This window comes from Pseudomonas fontis, assembly GCF_028656955.1.
GTDB classification, from domain to species: Bacteria; Pseudomonadota; Gammaproteobacteria; order Pseudomonadales; family Pseudomonadaceae; genus Aquipseudomonas; species Aquipseudomonas fontis.
On record NZ_JAMDGY010000131.1, the window covers coordinates 1 to 25,254 of the forward strand.

23 protein-coding genes are annotated in these 25,254 nt (G+C 62.7%); 8 read left to right on the forward strand and 15 right to left on the reverse strand.

The features are described 5' to 3' along the window. The 4 genes from M5G11_RS26710 to M5G11_RS26725 all read right to left on the reverse strand — a co-directional run. Positions 1 to 753, reverse strand: a 753-nt coding sequence (locus M5G11_RS26710) for an amino acid ABC transporter ATP-binding protein (protein ID WP_273925430.1), incomplete at its 3' end; no start/stop codon positions are given. Between the two features lie 12 nt (positions 754 to 765). Beyond that, the gene (locus M5G11_RS26715; RefSeq protein WP_273909059.1) at positions 766 to 1,863 is read right to left on the reverse strand and encodes an amino acid ABC transporter permease; all 1,098 of its coding nucleotides are present in this window, start codon (positions 1,861 to 1,863) and stop codon (positions 766 to 768) included. Positions 1,864 to 1,873: 10 nt separating this feature from the next. Next, positions 1,874 to 3,052, reverse strand: a complete 1,179-nt coding sequence (locus tag M5G11_RS26720; RefSeq protein ID WP_273909058.1) for an amino acid ABC transporter permease — start codon at positions 3,050 to 3,052, stop codon at positions 1,874 to 1,876. A 67-nt stretch (positions 3,053 to 3,119) separates the two neighbouring features. Continuing rightward, positions 3,120 to 4,148, reverse strand: coding sequence for an amino acid ABC transporter substrate-binding protein (locus M5G11_RS26725; protein WP_273909057.1), 1,029 nt, complete (start codon positions 4,146 to 4,148; stop codon positions 3,120 to 3,122). A gap of 334 nt (positions 4,149 to 4,482) precedes the next feature. On the opposite strand from M5G11_RS26725, the gene M5G11_RS26730 reads away from it, so the two are divergent. From M5G11_RS26730 to M5G11_RS26750, 5 genes are all read left to right on the forward strand, one after another. After that, a complete protein-coding gene (locus tag M5G11_RS26730; RefSeq protein ID WP_273909056.1) occupies positions 4,483 to 5,139 on the forward strand; it encodes an alpha/beta hydrolase in 657 nt (218 codons plus the stop codon). A 102-nt stretch (positions 5,140 to 5,241) separates the two neighbouring features. Then, complete coding sequence (gene rhlB, locus M5G11_RS26735) at positions 5,242 to 6,669, forward strand: ATP-dependent RNA helicase RhlB (protein ID WP_273909055.1); 1,428 nt, start codon at positions 5,242 to 5,244, stop codon at positions 6,667 to 6,669. 171 nt (positions 6,670 to 6,840) lie between these two features. Next, complete coding sequence (locus tag M5G11_RS26740; protein WP_273909054.1) at positions 6,841 to 7,791, forward strand: ornithine cyclodeaminase family protein; 951 nt, start codon at positions 6,841 to 6,843, stop codon at positions 7,789 to 7,791. 18 nt (positions 7,792 to 7,809) lie between these two features. Continuing rightward, complete coding sequence (locus M5G11_RS26745) at positions 7,810 to 8,940, forward strand: NAD(P)/FAD-dependent oxidoreductase (protein WP_273909053.1); 1,131 nt, start codon at positions 7,810 to 7,812, stop codon at positions 8,938 to 8,940. A gap of 75 nt (positions 8,941 to 9,015) precedes the next feature. After that, positions 9,016 to 9,642 carry a helix-turn-helix transcriptional regulator gene (locus M5G11_RS26750; RefSeq protein WP_273909052.1) on the forward strand — a complete coding sequence of 209 codons (627 nt, stop codon included), beginning with the start codon at positions 9,016 to 9,018 and terminating at the stop codon, positions 9,640 to 9,642. Between the two features lie 29 nt (positions 9,643 to 9,671). On the opposite strand, the gene M5G11_RS26755 is transcribed toward M5G11_RS26750, so the two are convergent. From M5G11_RS26755 to M5G11_RS26780, 6 genes are all read right to left on the reverse strand, one after another. Continuing rightward, positions 9,672 to 10,451 carry an ABC transporter substrate-binding protein gene (locus M5G11_RS26755; RefSeq protein ID WP_273909051.1) on the reverse strand — a complete coding sequence of 260 codons (780 nt, stop codon included), beginning with the start codon at positions 10,449 to 10,451 and terminating at the stop codon, positions 9,672 to 9,674. Between the two features lie 192 nt (positions 10,452 to 10,643). Next, positions 10,644 to 11,090, reverse strand: coding sequence for a molybdopterin synthase catalytic subunit MoaE (gene moaE, locus M5G11_RS26760; RefSeq protein ID WP_273925432.1), 447 nt, complete (start codon positions 11,088 to 11,090; stop codon positions 10,644 to 10,646). 1 nt (position 11,091) lies between these two features. Beyond that, positions 11,092 to 11,337 (reverse strand): MoaD/ThiS family protein, encoded by a 246-nt coding sequence (locus tag M5G11_RS26765; RefSeq protein WP_273909049.1) that lies wholly within the window; start codon positions 11,335 to 11,337, stop codon positions 11,092 to 11,094. Then, the gene (gene moaC / locus M5G11_RS26770) at positions 11,334 to 11,807 is read right to left on the reverse strand and encodes a cyclic pyranopterin monophosphate synthase MoaC (protein WP_273909048.1); all 474 of its coding nucleotides are present in this window, start codon (positions 11,805 to 11,807) and stop codon (positions 11,334 to 11,336) included. Before moaC ends, M5G11_RS26765 begins: the two co-directional genes overlap by 4 nt. Before the next feature lie 149 nt (positions 11,808 to 11,956). After that, positions 11,957 to 13,354 (reverse strand): PhoH family protein, encoded by a 1,398-nt coding sequence (locus M5G11_RS26775; RefSeq protein ID WP_273909047.1) that lies wholly within the window; start codon positions 13,352 to 13,354, stop codon positions 11,957 to 11,959. A 348-nt stretch (positions 13,355 to 13,702) separates the two neighbouring features. Beyond that, positions 13,703 to 14,824 (reverse strand): polysaccharide deacetylase family protein, encoded by a 1,122-nt coding sequence (locus M5G11_RS26780; protein WP_273909046.1) that lies wholly within the window; start codon positions 14,822 to 14,824, stop codon positions 13,703 to 13,705. Positions 14,825 to 14,958: 134 nt separating this feature from the next. Here M5G11_RS26780 and yaaA point away from each other — a divergent pair, with 134 nt between their 5' ends. After that, the gene (gene yaaA / locus M5G11_RS26785) at positions 14,959 to 15,738 is read left to right on the forward strand and encodes a peroxide stress protein YaaA (protein WP_273909045.1); all 780 of its coding nucleotides are present in this window, start codon (positions 14,959 to 14,961) and stop codon (positions 15,736 to 15,738) included. A 7-nt stretch (positions 15,739 to 15,745) separates the two neighbouring features. Here yaaA and M5G11_RS26790 read toward each other — a convergent pair whose 3' ends face one another. Together M5G11_RS26790 and M5G11_RS26795 are read right to left on the reverse strand one after the other, a co-directional pair. After that, complete coding sequence (locus M5G11_RS26790; RefSeq protein WP_273909044.1) at positions 15,746 to 16,504, reverse strand: tetratricopeptide repeat protein; 759 nt, start codon at positions 16,502 to 16,504, stop codon at positions 15,746 to 15,748. 3 nt (positions 16,505 to 16,507) lie between these two features. Further along, positions 16,508 to 17,188 carry a Fe2+-dependent dioxygenase gene (locus M5G11_RS26795; protein ID WP_273909043.1) on the reverse strand — a complete coding sequence of 227 codons (681 nt, stop codon included), beginning with the start codon at positions 17,186 to 17,188 and terminating at the stop codon, positions 16,508 to 16,510. Positions 17,189 to 17,409: 221 nt separating this feature from the next. On the opposite strand from M5G11_RS26795, the gene M5G11_RS26800 reads away from it, so the two are divergent. Both M5G11_RS26800 and M5G11_RS26805 read left to right on the forward strand, forming a co-directional pair. Next, positions 17,410 to 19,740, forward strand: a complete 2,331-nt coding sequence (locus M5G11_RS26800; RefSeq protein ID WP_273909042.1) for a TonB-dependent receptor — start codon at positions 17,410 to 17,412, stop codon at positions 19,738 to 19,740. Positions 19,741 to 19,845: 105 nt separating this feature from the next. Further along, positions 19,846 to 22,404, forward strand: coding sequence for a sulfite reductase flavoprotein subunit alpha (locus tag M5G11_RS26805; protein ID WP_273909041.1), 2,559 nt, complete (start codon positions 19,846 to 19,848; stop codon positions 22,402 to 22,404). A 70-nt stretch (positions 22,405 to 22,474) separates the two neighbouring features. Here M5G11_RS26805 and M5G11_RS26810 read toward each other — a convergent pair whose 3' ends face one another. From M5G11_RS26810 to M5G11_RS26820, 3 genes are all read right to left on the reverse strand, one after another. Further along, positions 22,475 to 23,029, reverse strand: coding sequence for a hypothetical protein (locus tag M5G11_RS26810; protein WP_273909040.1), 555 nt, complete (start codon positions 23,027 to 23,029; stop codon positions 22,475 to 22,477). Positions 23,030 to 23,134: 105 nt separating this feature from the next. Continuing rightward, positions 23,135 to 23,926: an amidohydrolase gene (locus M5G11_RS26815; RefSeq protein ID WP_273909039.1), complete on the reverse strand. Its 792-nt coding sequence runs from the start codon at positions 23,924 to 23,926 to the stop codon at positions 23,135 to 23,137. Beyond that, positions 23,914 to 25,062, reverse strand: coding sequence for a pyridoxal phosphate-dependent aminotransferase (locus M5G11_RS26820; RefSeq protein WP_273909038.1), 1,149 nt, complete (start codon positions 25,060 to 25,062; stop codon positions 23,914 to 23,916). Before M5G11_RS26820 ends, M5G11_RS26815 begins: the two co-directional genes overlap by 13 nt. Positions 25,063 to 25,254: the final 192 nt, after the last annotated feature.

Below are 25,254 nucleotides of genomic sequence, written 5' to 3' on the forward strand. Positions count from 1 at the left end.
CTGGCTGAGGAACAGCTTGGTCCGCTCGTTCTGCGGCCGGTCGAAGAAATCGTCCGGCGCCGCCTGTTCAACGATTTCGCCCTTGTCCATGAAGATCACCCGGTTCGCCACGGTCCGGGCAAAGCCCATCTCGTGGGTCACGCACAACATGGTCATGCCGTCTTCCGCCAAGCCAACCATGGTGTCCAACACCTCTTTCACCATCTCCGGGTCCAGCGCCGAGGTCGGCTCGTCGAACAGCATGATCTTCGGCTTCATGCACAACGCCCGGGCAATCGCCACACGCTGCTGCTGACCACCGGACAACTGCCCCGGGAACTTGTGCGCCTGCTCCGGAATGCGCACGCGCTCCAGGTAATGCATGGCGATCTCCTCGGCCTTGCGCTTGGGCATCTTGCGCACCCACATCGGCGCCAGCGTGCAGTTCTGCAAGATGGTCAGGTGCGGGAACAGGTTGAAGTGCTGGAACACCATGCCCACTTCGCGACGAATCGCCTCGATCTGCTTGAGGTCGTTGGTCAGCTCCACGCCGTCCACCACGATGCGCCCCTGCTGGTGCTCTTCGAGGCGGTTGAGGCAGCGAATGGTGGTCGACTTGCCGGAACCCGACGGCCCGCACAGGACGATGCGCTCGCCCTGGCGTACATTCAGGTTGATGTCCTTGAGCACGTGGAACTGGCCGTACCACTTGTTCACGCCCTGCATCTGGATAATGCCTTCAGGGCCCACAGGCTGTTTGATCGCTTCACTCATTTCGAAAAACTCCTAACGCTTGTGGCCTGTGTCCAACTTGCGCTCCAGGTGCATGGAGTAGCGGGACATACCGAAACAGAAAATCCAGAACACCAGGGCCGCAAACACGTAGCCCTCGGTCGCCATGCCCAGCCAGGCCGGGTCCGCCGCTGCCTGCTTGACGCTGTTGAGCAGGTCGAACAAGCCGATGATGATCACCAGGCTGGTGTCCTTGAACAGCGCAATGAAGGTGTTGACGATGCCGGGGATCACCAGCTTCAGGGCTTGCGGCAGAATCACCAGGCCCATCGAACGCCAGTAACCCAGGCCCATCGCCGCAGCCGCTTCGTACTGACCTTTGGGGATCGCCTGCAAACCGCCGCGAACCACTTCGGCGATGTACGCCGACTGGAACAGAATCACCCCGATCATCGCCCGCAGCAGTTTGTCGAAGCTCATGCCCTCAGGCAGGAACAACGGCAGCATTACCGAGGACATAAACAGCACGGTGATCAACGGTACGCCACGCCAGAACTCGATGAAGGTCACGCAGACCACCTTCACCGCCGGCATTTTCGAACGTCGGCCCAGCGCCAGCAGAATGCCCAGTGGCAAGGCACCGACGATGCCCACGGTGGCGATCACCAGGGTCAGCATCAGCCCGCCCCAACGGCTGGTTGGCACTTGGGTCAGGCCCAGGGTGCCGCCGTGCAGCAGGGTGTAGGCGAGGATCGGGTACGCCACCAGGAAGCACAGGCCGTAGATCGCCTTGCGCGGGAAGCGCGCGATGAACAACGGCGCCGCGCCGATCACCGCCAGCCAGACGGTCAGGTCGACACGCCAGCGCAGCTCGCTCGGGTAGTAGCCATACATGAACTGGCCAAAGCGCTGCTGGATGAACACCCAGCAGGCACCCTCCTTGGTGCAGTCGGCGCGGGTGGTGCCGACCCAGTTGGCGTCGAAGATCGACCACTGCAACAGTGGCGGAATGATCAGCCAGACCAGGTAGATGGCAAACAGCGTCAACAGGCTGTTCAACCAGCTGGAGAACAGGTTGGCGCGCATCCAGGCGAGCACGCCGACGGTTTTCACCGGTGGCGGCATATCAGGTTTGAAAACATGGGAAGTCATGCGCGTCTCCTTACCGCTCGATCAGCGCAATGCGCTTGTTGTACCAGTTCATCAGCATGGAAATGCTGATGCTGATCGCCAGATAGACGCTCATGGTGATGGCAATCACCTCGATGGCCTGGCCGGTCTGGTTGAGCACGGTGCCGGCAAACAGCGAGACCATTTCCGGGTAACCGATACCGGCAGCCAGCGAAGAGTTCTTCGCCAGGTTCAGGTATTGGCTGGTCAGCGGCGGAATGATCACGCGCAGCGCCTGGGGGATGATCACCTTGCGCAGTGTTGGCCCTTCACGCAGGCCCAGGGAGCGAGCCGCTTCGGTCTGCCCATAGCTGACCGAACGAATCCCGGAACGCACGATCTCGGCGATGAACGCAGCCGTGTAGATGGTCAGTGCCAGGGTCAGTGCCAGCAGCTCGGGAATAAGCACCCAGCCACCGACGAAATTGAATCCTTTCAATTGCGGCATTTCCCAGCTCAGTGGGTTGCCGAACAGCAGCACGCTCAGGCCCGGGATCACCAGCATCACTGCCAGCCCCGCCCAGAACTTGTGGAACGGCTGGCCGCTCGCCTCGAAACGGCGGTTGGCCCAGCGCACCATCAGCGCAGTGGCGGCAACGGCCAGCAGCACAGCGACGACAAACGGCCAGAAGCCATCGGTCAGCGAAGCGCCCGGCATGTTCAGCCCACGGTTGCTGATGAAGAAGGTGTCGCTCAGGTTGATGCTGCCCTTTGGCCCTGGCAGGGTCAGGAACACCGCGAAGTACCAGAACAGGATTTGCAGCAGCGGTGGAATGTTACGGAAGGTCTCGACATACACCGTGGCGAGCTTGTTGATCATCCAGTTCGGTGACAGCCGGGCCACACCGATAATGAACCCCAGCAGGGTTGCCAGGATGATGCCGATGAAGGTCACCAACAGGGTGTTGAGCAGCCCGATGACGAACACCCGGGCATAGCTGTCCTGCTCGGTGTAGGGGATCAGGTGCTGGGCGATGCCGAAGCCGGCACTGCGCTCGAGAAAGTCGAAGCCCGAGGTGATGCCCCGGTGTTGCAGGTTGGTCTGGGTGTTGTGGAACAGGTACCAGCCCAGACCGACCACCGCGACGATGGTGAGGATCTGGAACAGCCACGCACGCACACGTGGATCGTTAAGGGAGAGCCCCTTGGGTGCGCCGATTTGATTTCGCATGTAATGCCCCGAATCGAAGGAACGATACGCAACGGGACGGCTCAAGGCCGCCCCGTTGCGTTACCCATCAGCGCACAGGTGGCGCGTACTGGATGCCACCGTTGTTCCACAGGGCGTTCAGGCCGCGGTCAATCTGCAGCGGGGTGCCTTTGCCCAGGTTCTTCTCGAACACTTCGCCGTAGTTGCCGACCTGCTTGACGATCTGCACCACCCAGTCCTTCGGCAGTTTCAGGTCCTTGCCGTACTCGCCGTCGGCGCCGAGCATACGGGCGACGTCCGGGTTCTTGGTGGCCTTGGCTTCAGCCTCGACGTTCTTCGAGGTGATGCCCATCTCTTCGGCATTGAGCATGGCGAACAGGGTCCACTTGACGATGCTGAACCACTCTTCGTCGCCTTTACGCACGACCGGGCCCAGAGGCTCCTTGGAGATGGTTTCCGGCAGCACGACGTAGTCGGTCGGCGCGGCCAGCTTGGAGCGTTGTGCGTAGAGCTGCGATTTGTCGGAGGTGAGCACGTCGCAACGGCCCGATTCCAGCGACTTGGCGCTCTCGTCGGAGGTGTCGAAGGTGATCGGGGTGTACTTCAGGCCATTGGCGCGGAAGTAGTCGGAGACGTTCAGTTCGGTGGTGGTACCGGCCTGGATGCAGATGGTTGCACCGTCCAGTTCCTTGGCGCTGGAAACACCCAGCTTCTTGTTCACCAGGAAACCGATGCCGTCATAGTAGGTAACGCCGGCAAACACCAGGCCCATGCCCGAGTCACGCGAGCTGGTCCAGGTAGTGTTGCGCGACAGCACGTCGACTTCACCGGACTGCAGCGCAGTGAAGCGCTCCTTGGCGTTCAACTGGCTGAACTTGACCTTGGTTGCATCGCCGAAGACCGCCGCAGCGACCGCACGGCACACGTCGGCGTCGATACCAACGATGTTGCCCTTGGCGTCCGGCACCGAGAAGCCCGGCAAGCCGTCACTCACGCCACACTGGACGAAACCCTTTTTCTGCACTGCATCGAGGGTAGCGCCCGCTTGCGCGAAACTGCTGATGCCCAATGCAGCGGCAGCGGTCATCACTGCCAGGGTGGATTTCAACATCTTCATTCAAACCTCCAGTTTTGCTCTTGTTGTATGAGCCGGAATTGCACCGCACCCTTATGAGGCGCATCCGACCCGTGTTGGCTTGTTTTTGGGTCAATTGGCGCAATGCGCTGTTCTGTGACAGCCTTGGTACTTCTATTAGGGTGTTACCGTCCAAAACGCGTAACCTCGCATCGAGTGATTCATAGCAAAGCGCGTACCACACTGGATCGCTAAAGCGATTCAGTGCTCGTCAATAGGTAAACTTGCAGCGTTGCGACACCTTTTTCCCGGATCGAACCAACGCGCCTTTTTTTCATGCACTCAATAAGAGCGCGCGCACACTTTCGGAGCAGTCATGACCCACCCCCTGATTCTCGAACCGCAAAAAACCGCAGATGCCTGTGTGATCTGGTTGCACGGCCTGGGTGCCGACCGCTATGACTTCATGCCGGTGGCCGAGGCCCTGCAGGAAACGCTGCTGACCACCCGTTTCGTCATGCCACAGGCGCCGACCCGCGCTGTGACCATCAACGGCGGCTACGCGATGCCGAGCTGGTACGACATCAAGGCCATGAGCCCGGCCCGCGCCATCGACCAGGACGAACTGGAACAGTCGGCCGACCAGGTCATCGCGCTGATCAAGGCCGAGCAGGCCAAGGGCGTGGCGCTCTCGCGGATCGTCCTGGCAGGCTTCTCCCAGGGCGGTGCGGTGGTGCTGCACACGGCCTATATAAAGTGGCAAGAGGCGCTGGGCGGTGTAATGGCCCTGTCCACCTATGCCCCAACCTTCAGCGACGACACTGAGTTGAATGCTACCCAGCAACGCACCCCGGCACTCTGCCTGCACGGTGTGTACGACCCGGTGGTGTTACCGGCGATGGGTCGGACTGCGTTCGAACACCTCAAAAAGTGGGGTGTGAGTGCTACCTGGAAGGAATACCCGATGGAGCATTCGGTAGTACCGGAGGAAATCGGAGATATCCGCACCTGGCTGACCGAGCGCCTGCGCTGAAAGACACGTCAGTTGTAGTTGTCAGCGCAATCCACTACGCCGCGCCCGATTCTTGCATTACACTGCCCGGCGTACATTCCTTAACCAATTGATGAGATGACCGTGCTCAAAGCACTCAAGAAGATGTTCGGCAAAGACGAGGTTGAGCAACTCGCCGCCGAAACTGCTGCACCCGTGCAGCAGCCGCCCGCGCCCCCAGCGGCCCCTGCCCCTTCGGCCCCGCTCACGGTCGAAGCCCCCCAGCCTGCACGCGCCGAAAAACCGGCCGAGGCCAAGCCGCACCGCGAGCGCAAGCCCAAACCCCAGGCCTCGACCTGGAAGCTGGAAGACTTCGCGGTTGAACCGCAGGAAGGCAAGACCCGTTTCCACGATTTCAAGCTGTCGCCCGAGCTGATGCATGCCATCCATGACCTGGGCTTCCCGTATTGCACGCCGATCCAGGCCGAAGTGCTGGGTTTCACCCTGCGTGGCAAAGACGCCATTGGCCGGGCCCAGACCGGCACCGGCAAGACCGCTGCCTTCCTGATCTCGATCATCACCCAGCTGCAGCAGACCCCACCGCCGAAAGAGCGCTACATGGGCGAGCCACGGGCGCTGATCATCGCCCCGACCCGCGAGCTGGTGGTACAGATCGCCAAGGATGCCGCGGCGCTGACCAAGTACACCGGCCTGAACGTGATGACGTTCGTCGGCGGCATGGACTTCGACAAACAGCTCAAGGCGCTGGAAGCGCGCTTCTGCGACATTCTGGTCGCCACCCCGGGCCGTCTGCTGGACTTCAACCAGCGCGGTGAAGCGCACCTGGACATGATTGAAGTGCTGGTACTGGATGAAGCCGACCGGATGCTCGACATGGGCTTCATTCCGCAGGTTCGCCAGATCATTCGCCAGACCCCGCCCAAGAGCGAGCGTCAAACCCTGCTGTTCTCCGCGACCTTCACCGAAGACGTGATGAACCTGGCCAAGCAGTGGACCACCGACCCGTCGATCGTCGAGATCGAGCCGGAGAACGTGGCCAGCGAAACCGTCGAGCAGCACGTGTATGCCGTGGCTGGTGCCGACAAGTACAAGCTGCTGTACAACCTGGTGACCGAGAACAAGTGGGAACGGGTGATGGTCTTTGCCAACCGCAAGGACGAAGTGCGGCGCATTGAAGAACGCCTGGTGCGTGATGGCGTGAACGCCGCGCAACTGTCCGGTGATGTGCCGCAGCACAAGCGCATCAAGACCCTGGAAAGCTTCCGCGAAGGCCGTATCACCGTGCTGGTGGCCACCGATGTGGCGGGGCGCGGGATTCACATTGATGGCATCAGCCATGTGATCAACTTCACCCTGCCGGAAGACCCGGACGACTACGTGCACCGTATCGGCCGAACTGGCCGGGCCGGGACCAGCGGTGTGTCGATCAGCTTCGCGGGCGAGGATGACTCGTACCAGTTGCCGGCGATTGAAGAGCTGCTGGGCCGCAAGATCAGCTGCGAAATGCCGCCAACTGAGCTGCTCAAAGCGGTACCGCGCAAGCATCACTGATTGCTGGTGCAACTCTAAAGCATCGCGGGACGAGCCCGCTCCCACAAGGTCCTCGCTGATCACTGTGGGAGCGGGCTCGTCCCGCGATGCTTTTTGCCTTTTTATCCCCGCGATATTGCCCAAACAAACTAAAAGTCCATAATGGACAAAATAGTTTATATGGAGCCTCGCATGTCCACGCCTCTCGTCATCGACCAACAGCTTGCCCGCCACCTGCTCACCCAAGTGGATGTACCCCGGATCCTGCGCAAACTGTTTCGCGAACTGGCGGCCGGGCAAGCCGTGCAGCCACCCCAGCAACTGGTCGAGTTCCCGGCCGGCGCCGGTGATTTCATCAACTACGGTGGGGTACTGGCACAAGAGCGTGTCTACGGCGTAAAGACTTCGCCCTACATCGTTCGCGAAGCTGGCCCGCTGGTCACCGCCTGGACCCTGCTGATGTCCATGGACAGCGGCCAGCCGCTGCTGCTGTGCGATGCCGGTGAACTGACCACCGCCCGCACCGCCGCTACCACCGCTGTTGCCGTCGACGCCTTGGCTGCCAGCAACGCCAAACGCCTGACCCTCATCGGCAGCGGCGCCATTGCCCAGGCTCACCTGCATTACGCCCGCGACCTGCGCCCATGGCAGGACATCCGCCTGTTCTCGCCCAGCCTGGCGCAGAAATCGGCCGAGCAGCGCGCCGCCCTCACTGCACTGGACCCGCGCCTGGCCCTGGCCAATAGCCTGGAAGAAGCCCTGCACGATGCCGACGTGATCCTCCTGTGCACCTCTTCTGCCACACCGGTCATCGACCCGGCGCAGCTGAGCAAGCCGGCACTGATCACCTCCATCAGCACCAACGCCGTGCGCGCCCACGAAGTGCCGCCGCAGTGCCTGGCCGACATGGATGTGTACTGCGATTACCGCGTGACCACGCCGGGTTCGGCCGGGGAAATGTGCCTGGCCGCCGAACAGCATGGCTGGGACCCGCAAGCCATCATTGGCGACCTGCCACAGGTCCTCAGCGAGCAGGCGCCGCGCCCGGATCTTCAGCGCCATGCCTTCTTCCGCTCGATCGGCCTGGGCCTGGAAGACATCGCCCTGGCCAACGCCCTGTACCGCTTGCAGAACCCCGCCTGAGCCGCTTTGGAGAGCAACATGCAATCAGCTGATTTCATCATTGTTGGCGCCGGCATTGCGGGCGCGTCCACCGGCTTCTGGCTGGCCCAGCATGGCCGGGTGATCGTGCTCGAGCGCGAGACGCTGCCAGGCTATCACTCCACTGGCCGCTCGGCGGCGCTGTACACGGCGGCCTACGGCACACCGCAAGTGCGCGCGCTAACGCTTGCCAGCCGCGCCTTTTTCGACGCACCGCCAGCCGGCTTCGCCGAGCACCCGCTGCTGACCCCGCGCGGCGAGATGACCGTGGACCTCAGCGGCGACCCGGACGAGCTGCGCCACCAATACGAAAGCGCCAAGGCCTGCGTGCCGGAGGTCGAGCTGCTCAACGCCGAGCAAGCCTGCGAGAAGATCCCGGTGCTGCGCCGCGACAAAGTCCATGGCGCCCTCTTCGACCCCAGCGCCAGCGACATCGACACCGATGCCCTGCACCAGGGCTACCTGCGCGGCATCCGCCGCCAGCAGGGCGAGATCCACAGCGACTGTGACGTGGAACGCATCGAGCGCACTGCCGATGGCCTCTGGCAAGTGCATACCCGCCAAGGCAGCTATTGCGCGCCCGTGCTGATCAACGCCGCCGGGGCCTGGGCCGACCAGATCGGCATCATGGCCGGCGCCCAGCCGCTGGGCCTGCAACCGAAACGCCGGGCCGCGTTCATCTTCCCCGCCCCGGAAGGCTTCGACAGCCACGCCTGGCCCATGCTGGTCAGCCTGGACGAATCCTTCTACATGAAGCCCGACGCCGGCGCGATGCTCGGCTCACCCGCCAATGCCGACGCGGTCGAGCCACACGATGTGCAGCCTGAAGAGCTGGACATCGCCATGGGCATCTACCAGATCGAGGAAGCCACCACCCTGAGCATCCGCCGCCCGACCCGCACCTGGGCCGGCTTGCGCAGTTTCGTTGCCGACGGCGACCTGGTCGCCGGCTTCGACCCGCAGGTGGCCGGGCTGTTCTGGGTAGCGGCGCAAGGGGGTTATGGCATCCAGACGTCGCCCGCCATGGGCCAGGCCAGCGCCGCCCTGGTGCGTGGTGAAGACCTGCCCGAAACGCTCAAGCCCTTCGGCCTGAGCGCGGCGATGCTGTCCCCGGCCCGCCTGCGGGGATGACGCGCCAGCCGCTTTGCGGCACACTTCCAGCGCCCTTGCCACAAGGGCGCTGACACCGCCTGGAGCCTGCCCGAAATGTCGACAACCCGCCCCGACGCTGCCCTGGAAAACTACCGGGCAATCGCCGATGCCATTGCCACGCTGTTCTTCCCTCACGCCGAAGTGGTGCTGCACGACCTGCGCAGCCAGAAGATCGACTACATCGCCAACAACCTCTCGAAACGTGAAGTGGGCGACGATGCCGCGCTGGAAGACATGGTCGAGGAAGGCAGCGACGAGACCAATATCGGGCCGTACGAGAAGCTCAACTGGGATGGCCAGAAGATCCGCTCGCTGAGCACCGTGCTGCGCGATGCCGAGGGCCAGCCGCTGGCCGTGCTGTGCATCAACCTGAACATTTCGCTGTTCGAGAACGTCAAGGCGGCGCTGGACCTGTTCCTCTCACCGAGCAAGCTGATCCCGCAGCCTGATGCGCTGTTCCGCGACGACTGGCAGGAGCGGATCAACACCTTCCTCAACAGCTGGCTGCGTCAGCGCCAGCTCAGCCTGGGTGTGCTGAGCCGCGATCACAAGCGCGAGCTGGTGTTGGCCTTGCACGCCGAAGGCGCGTTTCGCGGCAAGAGCGCCGCCAACTATGTGGCCAACGTGCTGAACATGGGGCGGGCAACGGTGTACAAGCACCTCAAGGAAATCAAGGCCTGAGCACTGCCCAGGCCTTGCGGGGCCAAGACTCAGTCGCCGTAGATGTCTGACTTGAAGTACTTGGCCTGGATCTTCTGGTATTCGCCGTTGGCGCGGATAGCGTCGATGGCCTGGTTCAGTTCGCTGACCAGTTGCGTGTTGCCCTTGCGCACTGCGATGCCGGCACCCTCGCCCACGTATTGCGGGTCTTTCAGCTCCGGGCCGACGAAGGCGTAGCCTGCACCTTTGGGGGTTTCCAGGAAGCCCTGCTGCAGCGGGATGGTGTCGGCGAACACACCATCGAGGCGACCGGCTACCAGGTCCATGAAGATCTCTTCGTTGCTGGTGTAGCGCACGATTTCCACGCCTTTGGGCACCAGCACGGCGGTGACGAAGCGGTCGGTGGTGGTGGCTCGTTGCACACCGATGCGCTTGCCCTTGAGGCTGGTGTACTGGTCATCGACCTGGGCACCGTCTTTCATCGCCAGGCGTGCCGAGGTGAAGTAGTACTTGTGGGTGAAGTCCACCGAGCGCTTGCGCTCTTCGGTGATGGTGATCGAGGACAACGCGGCGTCGATTTTCTTGACCTTCAGCGAGGGGATCAGGCCGTCGTACTCCTGCTCGGTCCATTCGCATTTGACCTGCATCTGCGCGCACAGGGCGTTGCCGATGTCGTAGTCAAAGCCGCTGATGCTGCCCTCCGGGGTCTTGAACGCGAACGGCGGGTAGGCAGCCTCGATACCGATGCGCAGGGTTTTCTCGGCCGCGAACAGCGGGCTTGCGGCCAACAGGCTCAAGGCCAGGCCAGCGATCAGGGAAGGCGTTTTCATGAGGGCTCTCTCGCTCGTTGTGGGTGGGTGGTGCAAGACAGAGAAAGGGACAGGCGCGGGGGAGCCTGGAATTATTTTGTACTTATAATTCCATGTTGGACTTTTTCGTATTAAAACTCAAGCTGTGCCCATTGCAGGAACAGCACCGCGGAACCTTGTGGGAGCGGCTAGCCCCGCGATGCTTTGCAGCCGCTACCAACGCCGTGCTGCATCCTTGTCGCTCTGGCGCCCTTCGACCCAACGTGGCCCTTCGCTGGTGTGCTCTTTCTTCCAGAACGGCGCGCGGGTCTTGAGGTAATCCATGACGAAATCACACGCTTCGAACGCCGCCTGGCGATGGGCACTGGCGACCCCGACAAACACGATCGGCTCGCCCGGCTCCAGCGCGCCCACCCGGTGCAGCACCTCCAGGCGCAACAACGGCCAGCGCTGTTCGGCCTCGACGACGATCTTGGCCAGGGCCTTCTCGGTCATCCCCGGGTAATGCTCCAGGAACATCCCCGCCACTTCCCGGCCATCATTGAAGTCGCGCACATACCCGACAAAACCCACTACTGCACCAATCCCGACATTTGCCGCGTGCAGCGCATTGAGCTCTGCCCCCGGATCAAACGCGCCCGCCTGCACCCGAATGGCCATGTCAGCCTCCGGTCACGGTCGGGAAGAAGGCGACTTCATCGCCATCGAACAGCGGCTCATCGAGCGAGCACAGCTCCTGGTTGCGCGCGCACATGATGTTCTGCTCGGCCAGCACGGCCCACACGCCGTCACGCTGCAACAGCCGCTCGCGCAACGCGGCAATCGAGACGAACTCGCCTTCGATCCGCTCGCCGTCCAGGCCCAGGGCTTCGCGGTAACGGGCGAAATACTGCACGTCGAGCTTCATGCGTCCTCCGCCAGGTAGTGGCCGCTCTTGCCGCCCTGCTTTTCCAGCAGGCGCACGCTTTCAATGGTCATGCCACGGTCAACGGCCTTGCACATGTCATAGATCGTCAGCGCGGCGATGCTCGCGGCGGTCAGCGCTTCCATCTCTACACCGGTCTGCCCGGCCAGCTTGCAGCGGGCGACGATGTGCACGGTATCGCTGCCTTCGGCCTTGAGCTCGACCTTGACGCTGGTCAGCATCAGGGGATGGCACAGCGGAATCAGGTCACTGGTTTTCTTGGCAGCCTGGATGCCGGCAATGCGCGCCACGGCGAACACGTCGCCCTTGGGGTGCTCGCCCTCGACGATCATCTGCAGGGTTTGCGGGAGCATGCGCACCCGCGCTTCGGCCACGGCCTCGCGGGCAGTCACGGCTTTTTCGGTGACGTCGACCATATTGGCCCGACCTTGGGAATCGAGATGAGTCAGCACGGCGTTACTCCTGATCAGGAACGCCGATTGTAAACCCGAGGGTCAACATTTAGCACCTGGTGTAAACAGCATCGCCGACAAAGCCGGCTCCCACAGGTATCGAACGGACCCTGTGGGAGCCGGCCTTGCCGGCGATGGCGTCGCAACGGTTACAGATGAGTCTCGGCATACTCCGCCAGAATCGACCGTGGTACCCCTTGCAGCGTGATGTGCACGCCGTTCGGGAAGTCCTTGAAGCGCTCGGTCAGGTAAGTCAGCCCCGAACTGGTCGCCGACAGGTACGGCGTATCGATCTGCGCCAGGTTACCCAGGCAGATCACCTTCGACCCGGTCCCCGCCCGGGTAATGATGGTTTTCATCTGGTGCGGCGTCAGGTTCTGGCATTCATCGATGAGGATCAGGCTCTGCTGGAAGCTGCGCCCGCGAATGTAGTTCAGCGACTTGAACTGCAACGGCACCCGCTCAAGGATGTAGTCGACGCTGCCATGGGTGTTTTCATCATCCATGTGCAAGGCTTCGAGGTTGTCGGTAATGGCCCCCAGCCATGGTTCCATTTTTTCCGCCTCGGTGCCCGGCAGGAAGCCGATCTCCTGGTCCAGCCCCTGCACGCTGCGGGTCGCGATGATGCGCCGATAGCGCTTGCTGACCATGGTCTGCTCAATGGCCGCCGCCAGCGCCAGGATGGTTTTGCCGGAACCGGCAGCACCGGTCAGGTTGACCAGGTGGATGTCCGGATCAAGCAGGGCAAACAGCGCCAGCCCCTGGTGAATATCGCGCGGCTTCAAGCCCCAGGCTTCCTGGTGCAGCAGTGGTTCCTGGTGCAGGTCGAGCAGCAGCAGCTCGCCGGTTTCCTTGATGGCCTTGATCCAGCCGACAAAGCCTTGTTCGTCAATGATGAATTCGTTGACGTGCACCGCCGGCAGGTTGTCGATCAGTTGCACACGGTGCCAGGTGCGCCCGCGCTCCTGGCGGGTCTCGACCTTGCTGACACGGTCCCAGAACGAACCGCTGACGCTGTGATAGCCCTTGGACAGCAATGATACGTCGTCGACCAATTGGTCGGTGCTGTAGTCTTCGGCCGCGATCCCGCAGGCGCGGGCCTTGAGGCGCATGTTGATGTCTTTGGTCACCAGCACCACGTCCTTGTCCTTGCGCTGTGCACGCAGTTCAAGCAACTGGTTGATGATGATGTTGTCGTTGAGGTTTTCCGGCAGCAACCGATTGGGCTCGGCGCGCTTCGACATGAGAATGGACAGGAAGCCCTTGGGCCCGCTCTTGCCACGCTGGATCGGTACGCCCTGCTCCACATCGGCGGGAGAGGCATCACCCAGGGTCTGGTCGATCAGGCGGATCGCCTGACGGCATTCTGCTGCAATGGTTTGCTTGCCGGCTTTGAGTTTGTCGAGTTCCTCCAGCACCGTCATCGGGATCGCGACGTGGTGCTCCTCGAAGTTCAGCAATGCGTTCGGATCGTGAATCAGAACATTGGTATCGAGCACGTAAAGGATTGGCTGGTCGGAAGAAACGGTACGTCCTTGATCATCCATACTCGGTCACCTTTTTGGGAGCCAGACGACGCAATACCTTGACGGTGCTGCGCCGCGAAGTGGCCGCCTGTCTCCCCGCGCCCGCGTCGTTACGGGCAGGGAGCTGCGAACAAAGAATGGCCTCAAGGACGCCACCTGTGTTGCAGGGTTCGGCGGTCTGTCTTCGTAATACCGCAAAACCCATGACGATAAAAAGCGTTTTATGCATTCTTGAAGTTTATTTTTCGGTTTGACGAATAGCCCTTGGCGACCTGGCAAAGCACCGCTACAGTCATGAATCTAGCCGAGTGAAAATCGCTGGCCCCCCGCGTTCCCATTCCCCACGTGCAGCTCCCAGATACAGCCCCGTCACTGCTGACGCGCGGCGTATGCCTTGCAGTCCTCCCAGCCGATCCCGCTCTGCGCGGTGTTCTTCAACAGCCACGCTACAGCCGCCTGCGCCTTGGGCTGATTGTCGTGGAACTGGATCACCCCATGGCGCCACAGCAGCATCAGGCTGAGCACCCGTTGCGCCGATTGCTCGGCCGTCAGGGCGCTCTGGTCCTGGGACTCGATATCCCACAAGGCCACCTGCAAGTGCTGGCTGGCGAAGAACCCCTGGCTGTCGGCGCGGCGCTGGCCATAGGGTGGGCGGAACAGTGGCACATACTGCTCGGGCAGGTCCCCCTGAACCCGCGCGGCGCTGCGCATCACCGACTCCTGCCATTGCTGCCAATGCGCATGGGAGCGATATTCCCAACCTAGGATGCCCACGCACTGCCCTTGGTAGAGCGCGCGCAGGTCGTTGATCGAGCTTTTGTCACGACGCGCCTGAATGCCATTGCCGAGCACGAAGAAGGTCGCGTCGAGCTTCTGCCGGCGCAAGTAGTCGGTCAGGGCATCGGTGGCCGGGCCCGGTCCGCCCTCGAAGGTCAGCATGAACAGGCGGTCGTTGAGGCCATCGCCGTTGCGCTCCTGATCGGAGAAGCGCTCGATCTCGCTGCTGGTCTGCGGGAACAGCGCAGCCTTGCGCAATTGTTCATCCAGGTAGCGTTGATGGAACACCCGCGCAGGCCCTGCCCAGGCGGTGTAGAAGGAGTCGGCGGCCACCTCGAATTTCTCGGCCTGCTGGCGCAGGTCGCCCAGATGCTCGATCACGTAGCAGAACGAGGCGTCCTGTTCGCAGCTTTTCTGCGCCAGGTCGTAGTTGCGCCACAGCTGCTGCCAGAGTCGCTGACGCAGCGCGGCCACGGCGACCATATTGACTTGTCGCAGGTTCAGGCGTTTGGCCAGCGCCCCTTCATCCAGCGCTTCGCTTTCATGCAGCACGCGGGCAAATCCGAGGATCTCGGCGCGCGAGGCGACATCGAACAATGTCGGCGTGTCGAGCTGCTCGGGCCAGTAACGCCGGTCAAAGGTGGCAACCTCAAGGGGCGCCGCCTGAACGGCAGCGCTCAACAGGCCCGTCAGCAGTAGAAGGACTAAACGCACAGGTACACACTCCATTCTGGTCGCCGCGAACTATAGCGCCATGCGTCGAGAGGGTCTTGGCTATTGACGTCATAGCTGGAGATCGCAGCCCCTGCCCCGTAGAATCGGCCCCACGAAAAAAGGAGCCGACCTACATGCTGACGGTGATTTCCCCCGCCAAGACCCTCGACTACGACACGCCGCCGGTAACCCAGCGCTTTACCCTGCCGCAATACCTGGACGACTCCCAGGAACTGATCGTGCAACTGCGCGACCTGTCGCCGCAGCAGATCAGCGAGCTGATGCACCTGTCCGACAAGCTCGCCGGCCTGAACGCCGCACGCTTCGGCAGCTGGACCCCGGCCTTTAGCCCGCAGAACGCCAAGCAGGCCTTGCTCGCGTTCAAGGGTGACGTGTACACCGGGCTCGACGCCGAAAGCCTCAGCGAAGACGACTTCAGCTATGCCCAGGAACACCTGCGCATGCTCTCCGGCCTGTACGGCCTGCTGCGCCCGCTGGACCTGATGCAGCCCTATCGCCTGGAGATGGGCACCAAGCTGGCCAACGCCCGTGGCAAGGACCTGTACGCCTTCTGGGGCACACGCATCAGCGAATGGTTGAACCAGGCGCTGGCCGATCAGGGCGATGACCTGCTGCTGAACCTGGCGAGCAATGAATATTTCTCGGCAGTGAAGCGCAATGCCCTGAACGCGCGGGTGATCAATACCGAGTTCCGCGACTTCAAGAACGGCCAGTACAAGATCATCAGCTTCTACGCGAAGAAGGCCCGCGGCATGATGAGCCGCTTCGTGATCCAGGAAAAGATCAACAACCCCGAGCAGCTCAAGCAGTTCGACGTGCAGGGTTACTACTACAGCGCCGAACAGTCCAAGCCGGACAATTTGGTGTTCCTGCGCGACCACGCCGAGGCCTGATCACGCCTCAGGCGCTGGCTTGCAACTCGCCCAGGCGGGCCCGGTAACGGCCTGCCAAGGCTTGCAGGCGGGCATCGCCGGCCTGCTCCAGGGTCGGCGTGCTGCGCCGCAGGAAATTCAGGTTGCCGGTGCTCAGCGCCTGCTCCAGCCATGGCAATGCCTGCTCGACCTGGCCGTGCTCGACCAGCATCGCCGCATGGCTGAACTGCCCGCGAAAATCCCCCGCTTCGGCTGAACGGCGATACCAGTCGCGCGCTTGCGCCGGGTCCGCCGAGCAGGCCACGCCCTCCTCCAGGTAACGCCCCAGCAGGTTCATCGACTTGGCATGCCCGGCCTCTGCGGCCTGGCGGTAACAGGCCAGTGCCTGCGCCTGGTCGGCCACCACGCCGCGGCCGGTGGCCAGCAGGTTGGCGTAGTTGTACAGGCCCCAATCCAGGCCCAGGTCCGCCGCCGCGCGGTAGTGCCTGGCAGCGCCGGGCACATCCACTTCTGCGCCCCAGCCATGCTCCAGGCAACGCCCGAGCATGTTGTGCGCCATGGCGTTGCCCTGATACGCGGCAATGGCGAACCAGCGGCGCGCCAAGGCTGGGTCTTTCTCGATACCACGGCCGTCGAGGAGGATCTGCCCAAGCAGCACTTGCGCCTCGACCACCTGTTGCCCGGCAGCTACCAGCAAGGCCTGGGCGCCTTTGCCCGGGCTGTGCTCAAGCAGCGCGGCCAGTTGATCGACTTCAATGATTTCTTCACGGCGCAGGTTGAAGGTCACGGCTCAGACCTCAGCCCAGCGGCGCAGCAGGTTGTGGTAGCTGCCGGTGAGCTGGATCAGTGCCGGATGGTCCGGCATGTCGGCGGTCAGTTGCTGGATCGCCCCGTCCATTTCGAACAGCAGCGTGCGCTGGCTGTCCTCGCGCACCAGGCTCTGGGTCCAGAAGAAGGCCGCGTAACGCGCGCCACGGGTAACCGCATTGACCTTGTGCAGGCTGGTGCCGGGGTACAAGACCATGTCGCCGGCGGCCAGCTTCACCTGGCGCACGCCATAGGTGTCCTGGATTTCCAGCTCGCCGCCGTCGTAGTCCTCCGGGTCGCTGAAGAACAGTGTCGAAGACAGGTCGGTACGCACCCGCTCATGGCTGCCGCGCGGCTGACGAATGGCGTTGTCGATATGGAAGTCGAAACTGCCGCCTGCGCGATAGCAGTTGATCAGCGGCGGAAACACCTTGTGCGGCAGCGCCGCCGACATGAACTGCGGGTGGGCCCACAGCCGCTCAAGCATGGCGGTGCCGATCTCCTTGGCCAGCGGGTGGCCTTCGGGGAGCTGCAGATTGTGCTTGGCCTTGGCCGACTGATGGCCTGCGGTGATCTTGCCGTCCGCCCATTCAGTCTGCTCCAGGGCTTCGCGAATGCGCAGGACTTCTTCACGGGAGAACAGGCCGGGAATGTGTAACAACATGGCGCGGGCACCGGGTGACGGGAATGGGTGCCAATGGTATTGATTCTTATTGGCTCACCACAAGGGCCAATTGACGGGTGAGACGTTTGAGCAGGCAGAAACCGTAAGGCGAAACTGTAAAGAATGTAAATTTCTTACGAATAGTAATTCTTCTCAATTGTTACTCATATTTGTTTACATTATATTTCGCGGCCTCGAAAACCTTGGGAGGGGGACCACCAATGCCGCGTCACTACGTGCCAACCGCTGTCAGCTCACCACGCTTGCTCGCATCCGCCATTGGCGTGGCGCTTACCGCCACGTCCGCAGGCCACCTGGCCTACGCTGCCGAAGCCACCCCGGCCAAGGACGCTGCGATCTCGCTGGACGCGACCAGCGTCACTGGCCAGGCCGAGCAGACCAGCACCGACTACAAGGTCGAGCGTGCGTCCTCGTCCAAGTACACCGCGCCATTGATCGACACCCCTCGCTCGGTCACCGTCATCCCGCAGCAGGTCATGAAGGACACCAATGCCCTGACCCTGCAAGACGCCCTGCGTACCGTACCAGGCATCACCTTCGGTGCCGGTGAAGGCGGCAACCCGCAAGGCGACCGCCCGTTCATTCGCGGCTTCGACTCGCAGAACGACACCTACCTGGACGGCGTGCGCGACACCGGTGCGCAAACCCGCGAAATCTTCGCCGTTGAGTCCATCGAAGTCAGCAAGGGCCCGAACTCGGCCATTGGCGGGCGTGGCGCAGCAGGCGGCAGCATCAACCTGGTGAGCAAGAAAGCCCACTTGGGCAACTCGCTCGACGGCGGCTTCACCTGGGGCTCCGACCAGACCCAGCGCTACACCCTGGACGGCAACTACCAGTTCAGCGACAGCGTCGCCGGCCGTCTGAACTTGATGAGCCACGAAAGCAATGTGGCCGGGCGTGACAAAGTCGACTTCGACCGCTGGGGCATTGCCCCGTCCCTGGCCTTCGGCCTGGGCACCGACACCCGCGTCAACCTCGACTACTACCACCTGGAAAGCAACGACCTGCCGGACTCGGGCGTTCCTTACACCTACAGCGGCGCCAACCGCACCTCGGCCAACCCGGACAAGCCCTACTCCGGTGGCGACAGCAGCAACTTCTACGGCCTGACCGACCGTGACTTCCGCAAGTCGCGCGTCGACATCGCCACCTTCGCCATCGAGCACGACCTGACCGATGCGCTGACCGTGAAGAACACCTTGCGTCACGGCAACTCGATGCAGGACTACATCCTGACCCAGCCGGACGACTCCAAGGGCAACGTCAACCTCGGCAGCGTCTGGCGCCGGCCGAACTCGCGGGTGGGCAACACCAGCACCACCACCAACCAGACTGACCTGTTCGGGGACTTCTACGTCGCCGGGTTCAAGAACAGCTTCTCTACCGGTATCGAACTGAGCCGTGAAGAAAGCAAGCGTTCTTCGTACACCGTCAACTCCGACACCACCCCACTGACCACGAACGTCCCCTCCAGCACCAACTGCACCCTGGGCATGATCATCTCCAGCGGCTACAACTGCACCTCGCTGTCCAACCCCAACCCGGACGATCCGTGGGACGGCTCCATTTCGCGCAACTATGCCGGCACCGACACCAAGAGCAACACCCGCGCCATCTACGTCTTCGACACCCTGGAGCTGGATCCGCAGTGGTTGTTGAACATGGGCCTGCGCTATGACCATTTCGACACCCAGTACCGCACCTACACGGCGAACGGTGCCACCTCGCTCACCACCTCTGGCACTGAAATCAAAGGCAAGGACACCAGCGAGTTCATCACCGGCCAACTGGGCCTGGTGTGGAAACCGACCGACTACAGCAGCGTCTACGCCTCCTATGCCACCTCTGCCACCCCACCGGGGGCAATGCTCGGCGAAGGCATGGAAGGCAACGCCTTGACCGGTACTCCAGAGCGCTCTGGCGTCCTGGCCTCCAGCGACATGGAGCCGGAAGAAACCACCAACTACGAGATCGGCACCAAGTGGGACCTGCTCGACCGTCGCCTGGCGCTGACCGCTGCGATCTTCCGCACCGAGAAAGACAACGCCCGCGTCCAGGTCAACACCAACACCTTCGAGAACGTCGGAACCACCCGGGTTGACGGTATCGAACTGTCGGCCAGCGGCAAGATCACCGAGCAGTGGCAGGTATTCGCCGGCTACACCTATATGGAAGCGCGTCAGGTCGACGGCGGCCCGATGGGCAAGGCCAACGATGGCAACCAGTTGCCCAACACCCCGAACAACTCGGCGAGCCTGTGGACCACCTATGCCATCACGCCGAAGCTGACCATCGGTGGTGGTGCCTTCTACACCGGTGACGTTTACGGCAGCGTGGCCAACACCACCATGGTCGACAGCTACGTGCGCTACGACGCCATGGCCAGCTACAAGCTGACCAAGAACGTCGACCTGCAACTGAACGTGCAGAACCTCACCGACGAGGTCTACTACGACAAGGCGTTCTCCACGCACTTCGCCAACCAGGCAGCCGGCCGCACCGCGCTGCTGACGACCAGCTTCCACTTCTAAGGCATGCTGGCTGGCAAGCCCCGCTCACACACGTGAGCGGGGCTTTTGTGTATCAAGGCATAATGCGCGGCGCGTTCGCGTACCCAGCAAGGCAAGGTGGTCGATGTGCTGAAAAAATCCCTGTTTCAACTGCACTGGTTCTTCGGCATCACGGCCGGCCTGGTCCTCGCCCTGATGGGTGTGACCGGGGCGATCTGGTCATTCCAGGAAGAACTGCTGCGCGCCTTCAACCCGGACGTACTCAAAGTAGAGGTACGCGAGACAGGCGTATTGCCACCGGCAGAACTGGTACGCCGCGTCGAAGCGGCGCAGGGCGAAAAAGTCGCCATGCTCTGGGTCGAGACCCACAGCGATACGGCTGCCCGGGTGTTCTTCACCCCGCCACCGGGTGAACGTCGTGGCCAGTTGCGCTATGTCGACCCCTACACCGGCAAGCTCCAGGGCGATGTCAGCGGCCAGGGTTTCTTCGACCTGATGCTGCAACTGCACCGTTTCCTCACCATTGGTGACACCGGCCGGCAGATCACCGGCGCCTGTACCTTGCTGCTGATCTTCTTCTGCCTGTCCGGGCTGTACCTGCGCTGGCCGCGCAAGGCGCTTAACTGGAGGACCTGGCTGACCCTGGACTGGGCCAAGAAAGGCCGCGCATTCAACTGGGACCTGCACGCGGTGTTCGGCACCTGGTGCCTGCTGTTCTATCTGTTGTTCGCCCTGACCGGCCTGTTCTGGTCCTACGAGTGGTACCGCGAAGGCCTGAACAAATTGCTCGGCGATGCGCCGGCCGCCGGCCAGCAGCAAAAACGCGGCGAAGGTCGTGGCGGCCGTGGCGACCCACCGCAAGCCGACAAGAACGCCGCACCGCTAGTGGTCGACTACGATGCCATCTGGAGCAGCCTGCAAAACGCCGCCGGCCCGAGCCTGAGTGCCTACAACCTGCGCCTGCCGCCGGTGGGTGGCCAGCCGGCAACCTTGTTCTATCTGCTCGACAGCGCAGCCCACGAACGGGCGTTCAACACCCTGACCATCGACCCAGCCAATGGCCAGGTGCGCAAGCACGATGTCTACACCGACAAGTCATTCAAGGCGCAGCTGCTGGCCAGCGTCTACGCCCTGCATGTGGGCAGCTACTTCGGCTTGCCTGGGCGCATCATCGTCACCGTTGCCAGCCTGACCATGCCGCTGTTCTTCGTGACCGGCTGGCTGCTGTACCTCGATCGCCGGCGCAAGAAACGTCAGGTCAAGGCGGCACGCGGCGTTCTGAAAGGCGCTGATGACAGCAACGGCGGCTGGCTGGTGGGCTTCGCCAGCCAGAGCGGGTTCGCCGAGCAACTGGCCTGGCAGAGCGCCGGGCAACTGCAGGCGGCCGGCCTGCCGGTGCGTGTGCAACCACTGGCGCAATTGACCGAGGATGATCTTCGCCAGGCCGAACGGGCGCTGTTCGTGGTCAGTACCTTTGGCGACGGCGAGGCACCGGACAGTGCCCGTGGTTTCGAGCGCAAGGTGCTCGGCCAACCCTGGGCGCTGGGTGAGCTGAACTACGCCCTGCTGGCCCTGGGTGATCGCCAGTACCCGCACTTCTGCGGCTTCGCCCATCGCCTGCATGCCTGGCTGGGTGAGCGCGGCGCCAAAGCCAGCTTCGCCCCGGTTGAAGTCGACAGTGCTGACCCGGCAGCGCTGCAACGCTGGCAGCAACAGCTGGCCGAACTGACCGGCAGCAGCACCGTGGCCACCTGGCAAGTACCGGACTTCACCCCTTGGCGCCTGATCAAGCGCGAGCACATCAACCCCGGCAGCGAAGGCGCACCGGTCTACCTGCTGGGCCTGAGCACCAACCCCACGCAACACTGGGACGCCGGCGACCTGGTGGAGATCCTGCCTCGCCATGGCGCCCAAGCGGTGAGCCAGTTCCTGCAAGGGTTGGGTTTGCCGGCAGACAGCCCGGTCGTGGTCGATGGCCTGCGTGAACCACTGGCCGTAGCGCTGGCCAGCCGCCAGCTGCCCGCCAGCCGCGAACACCTGGTCGGCCTGCACGCCCAGGCGCTGGTGGATGCGTTGATCCCGCTGGCCGCGCGCGAGTATTCGATTGCCTCGATTGCCAGCGATGGTGTGCTGGAGCTGATCGTGCGTCAGGAGCGTCATGCCGACGGTACCCTGGGCCTGGGCTCAGGCTGGCTGACCGAGCATCTGGCCCTCGGTGACAGTGTCAGCCTGCGCTTGCGCCGCAACAGCGGCTTCCATCTGCCCGTCACTTCGGCGCCAATGATCCTGGTGGGCAACGGCACCGGGCTGGCCGGGCTGCGCAGCCTGCTCAAGGCGCGCGTTGCAGAAGGCGAACAGCGCAACTGGCTGCTGTTTGGCGAGCGCAACCAGGCTCATGACTTCCTCTGCCAGGAAGAGCTGCAAGGCTGGCTGGCCAGTGCTGATCTGGCGCGGCTGGACCTGGCCTTCTCGCGGGACCAGGCGCACAAGGTGTACGTTCAGGATCGTCTGCGCGAGCAGGCGCAGACGCTCAAGCAGTGGCTGGCAGAAGGGGCATCGATCTATATCTGTGGCAGCCTGCAAGGGATGGCTGGCGGGGTGGACGCGGTGCTGACCGACGTGCTGGGTGCGGTCGAGGTCGAACGCCTGGTCGAAGCCGGGCGCTATCGACGGGATGTCTACTAGGCCCTGTTGGATCGCTGGCAGGAGCCCAACCCATGCGGGCGGGGCTCCTGTTGCGCGGCGCCAAGGTTATTCAGGCAAGCTGAATATTGCGCAATTGGAAAGTCAGTACTTCGGCGTCACCCTCACCCGCGTGCAGAAACCGGCTTTTGCTTCCCGGTTTGGCTTTAGCAAGCGCGACTCTGAAACCAAGACCATCGCGCAGATGGAGCGGCAGCCCTTCAGCCCCTTCAACTGAACCATCCCACGCTTCAAGTGCCTGAACCTTCCAAATTGTGCTGTTCAGTTCTGCCGCGCTTACTGGGTTGACGCTGTCGATGAGTCGGCCTACCACGAATGCGCCATACAGCCCCAGCCAGCCGCCTCTACTCTGGTCCAGTCTTGCACCTTTGAACGAAAAACCCTCCTCACAATAAATTTTGTAATGAGTACGCTCATTCACCTGCTCAATGAAGCGGAAACGCAATCGCAGTGGCTCGAATGCTTTGGCTTCGCTATACGTTCGTTGCGCGCACAACCAACCATCTTCTGCCGTGCTATCAAGGGGGGAGTGGCCAAAAGGCCAGTTCACAGCACCCACCTGCCCGTATTTGCAGTGCAACTCGGCAGTAAAGTTGGAATGGATCATGGAGCCTCCTGCTCTCGACATCACCCCGATACAGGGTGAATGGCCGACGATCATGATCAGCTCGCAGAACAGCAGGCAGCCTGAAAACCTTACTCGCCGTCAGCGTCAATGCAGCTCGAAGGTATCCGCATCGAGATTGGCCGGGAAGCGGGTGCGATAGGCCGCCAGGTCCGCCGCGCTGAGCACTACGGTGAATACGCCGTCAGCTTCACCGGCGCTGAGCAGGCTTTCGCCCTGGAAGTCCAGCACCTGGCTATCACCGCTGTAGGCGAAGCCCTTGCCGTCCGTCCCCACGCGGTTCACCGCCGCGACATAGCACAGGTTCTCGATGCCCCGCGCCGGCAACAACCGGTTCCAGTGCTGACGGCGCGCCGCCGGCCAGTTGGCGGTGTACAGCAGCAGGTCGGTGTCCTGGGCGTCCCGGCTCCACACCGGAAAGCGCAGGTCGTAGCAGATCAGCGGGCGTACCCGCCAACCCTTCAGTTCGAACTGCACCTGGCGCTCACCCGGGGTGTAGTGCTTGTGCTCGCCCGCCATGCGGAACAGGTGGCGCTTGTCGTAGTGCAGCAGCTCGCCATCCGGGCGCGCCCACAGCAGGCGGTTGCGGTGGCTGCCATCGGCGGCCTGGATGATCACGCTGCCGGTGACCACCGCCTCCAGCTTCTTCGCCTGGGCCTTGAGCCATTTGTAGGTCGGGCCGTGCTCCGGCTCGGCCAGGCTCTCGGAGTCCATGGAGAAACCGGTGGTGAACATTTCCGGCAGGACGATCAGGTCCGCACCGCGCGCCTGCTCCAGCAAGCCCTCGAAATGTTCGTAGTTGGCCAGGCGGTCCTGCCAGGCCAGGGTGGTCTGGATCAAGGCAACTTTCAGGTTCGGCAGGTTACTCAGATCGCGCATAGTTTTTCCGCCGCATCCTGCAGCGTCTCCTCGCGTTTGGCAAAGCACAGGCGTACCAGGCGTTGCCCGGCAATCGGCTGCTGGTAGAACACCGACACCGGGATAGTGGCCACGCCGTGTTCGCGGGTCAGCCACAGGGCCATGTCGACATCGTTGAGGTCTGGGCGGATCTGCGAATAGTCCACCAGCTGGAAATACGTGCCGGCCGAGCGGGTAAAGCTGAACCGCGACGGTGCCAGCAAATCACAGAACAGGTCGCGCTTGGCCTGGTAGAACGCTGGCAGTTCTTCGACATGCTCCGGGTGCTCGGCCATGAAGTCGGCCAGTGCCCATTGCAGCGGGGTCACGCCGCAGAAGTTGACGTACTGGTGCACCTTGCGCAGTTCAGCAGTCAGCGCCGGCGGGGCCACCACATAGCCAGTCTTCCAGCCCGTGACGTGGTAGGTCTTGCCGAACGAGCTGACCACGAAGGCGCGCTGCGCCAGGGCCTCGACTGCCAGCACGCTGGCATGGGCAACGCCGTCGTAGACCAGGTGCTCGTAGACTTCGTCGCTGATCAGGTAGATGTCACGCTCGGCGATCAACGCGGCCAGTTGCTCCAGCTCGGCACGGGTGATCAGCGCGCCGCTGGGGTTGTGCGGCGAGTTGATGATGATCATCCGGGTGCGCGGGCTGAGCGCATCGCTGAGCTTCTGCCAGTCGATGGCAAAGTCGCTGGCGCCGAGCTGAACGTGCACGCAGCGGCCACCGGCCAGTTCCACGGCAGGTTCGTAGCTGTCATAGCTGGGGTCGAAGACGATGACTTCGTCACCGGCGCGGATCACCGCATGGATGGCGCAGAAGATCGCTTCGGTGGCACCGGGGGTGATGGTCACTTCGCTGTCGGCATCGACCGTCACGCCATAGCTGCGGGCGATCTTGGCGGCGACTTGCTGGCGCAGGGCGGGCAGACCGGTCATCGGCGAGTATTGATTGTGCCCGGCACTGATGTGCCGGCTGGCCGCGTCGAGCAGGGCTTGCGGGCCGTTGAAATCAGGGAACCCCTGGGACAGGTTCAAGGCGCCGGTTTGCACGGCGAGCTGGGACATGGTGGTGAAGATGGTCGTGCCGACGTTCGGCAACTTGCTGCTGATCATGGTGCCCTCTTTCCTGCTGACATCCGGCTCGCGACGGCGCGGTTAGGCCCCGAGCATAGCGGATTGATCAGTCAGGAAAAAGCTGCAGCCAAGGCTGGCTCCATGTAGATACCGTCTTGCCCGTCACCGGGCAAGTGCTAACTTCGGGTCATAAGGTTGTCCCGATTTCAGCACCCCAAAGACGATATGCAG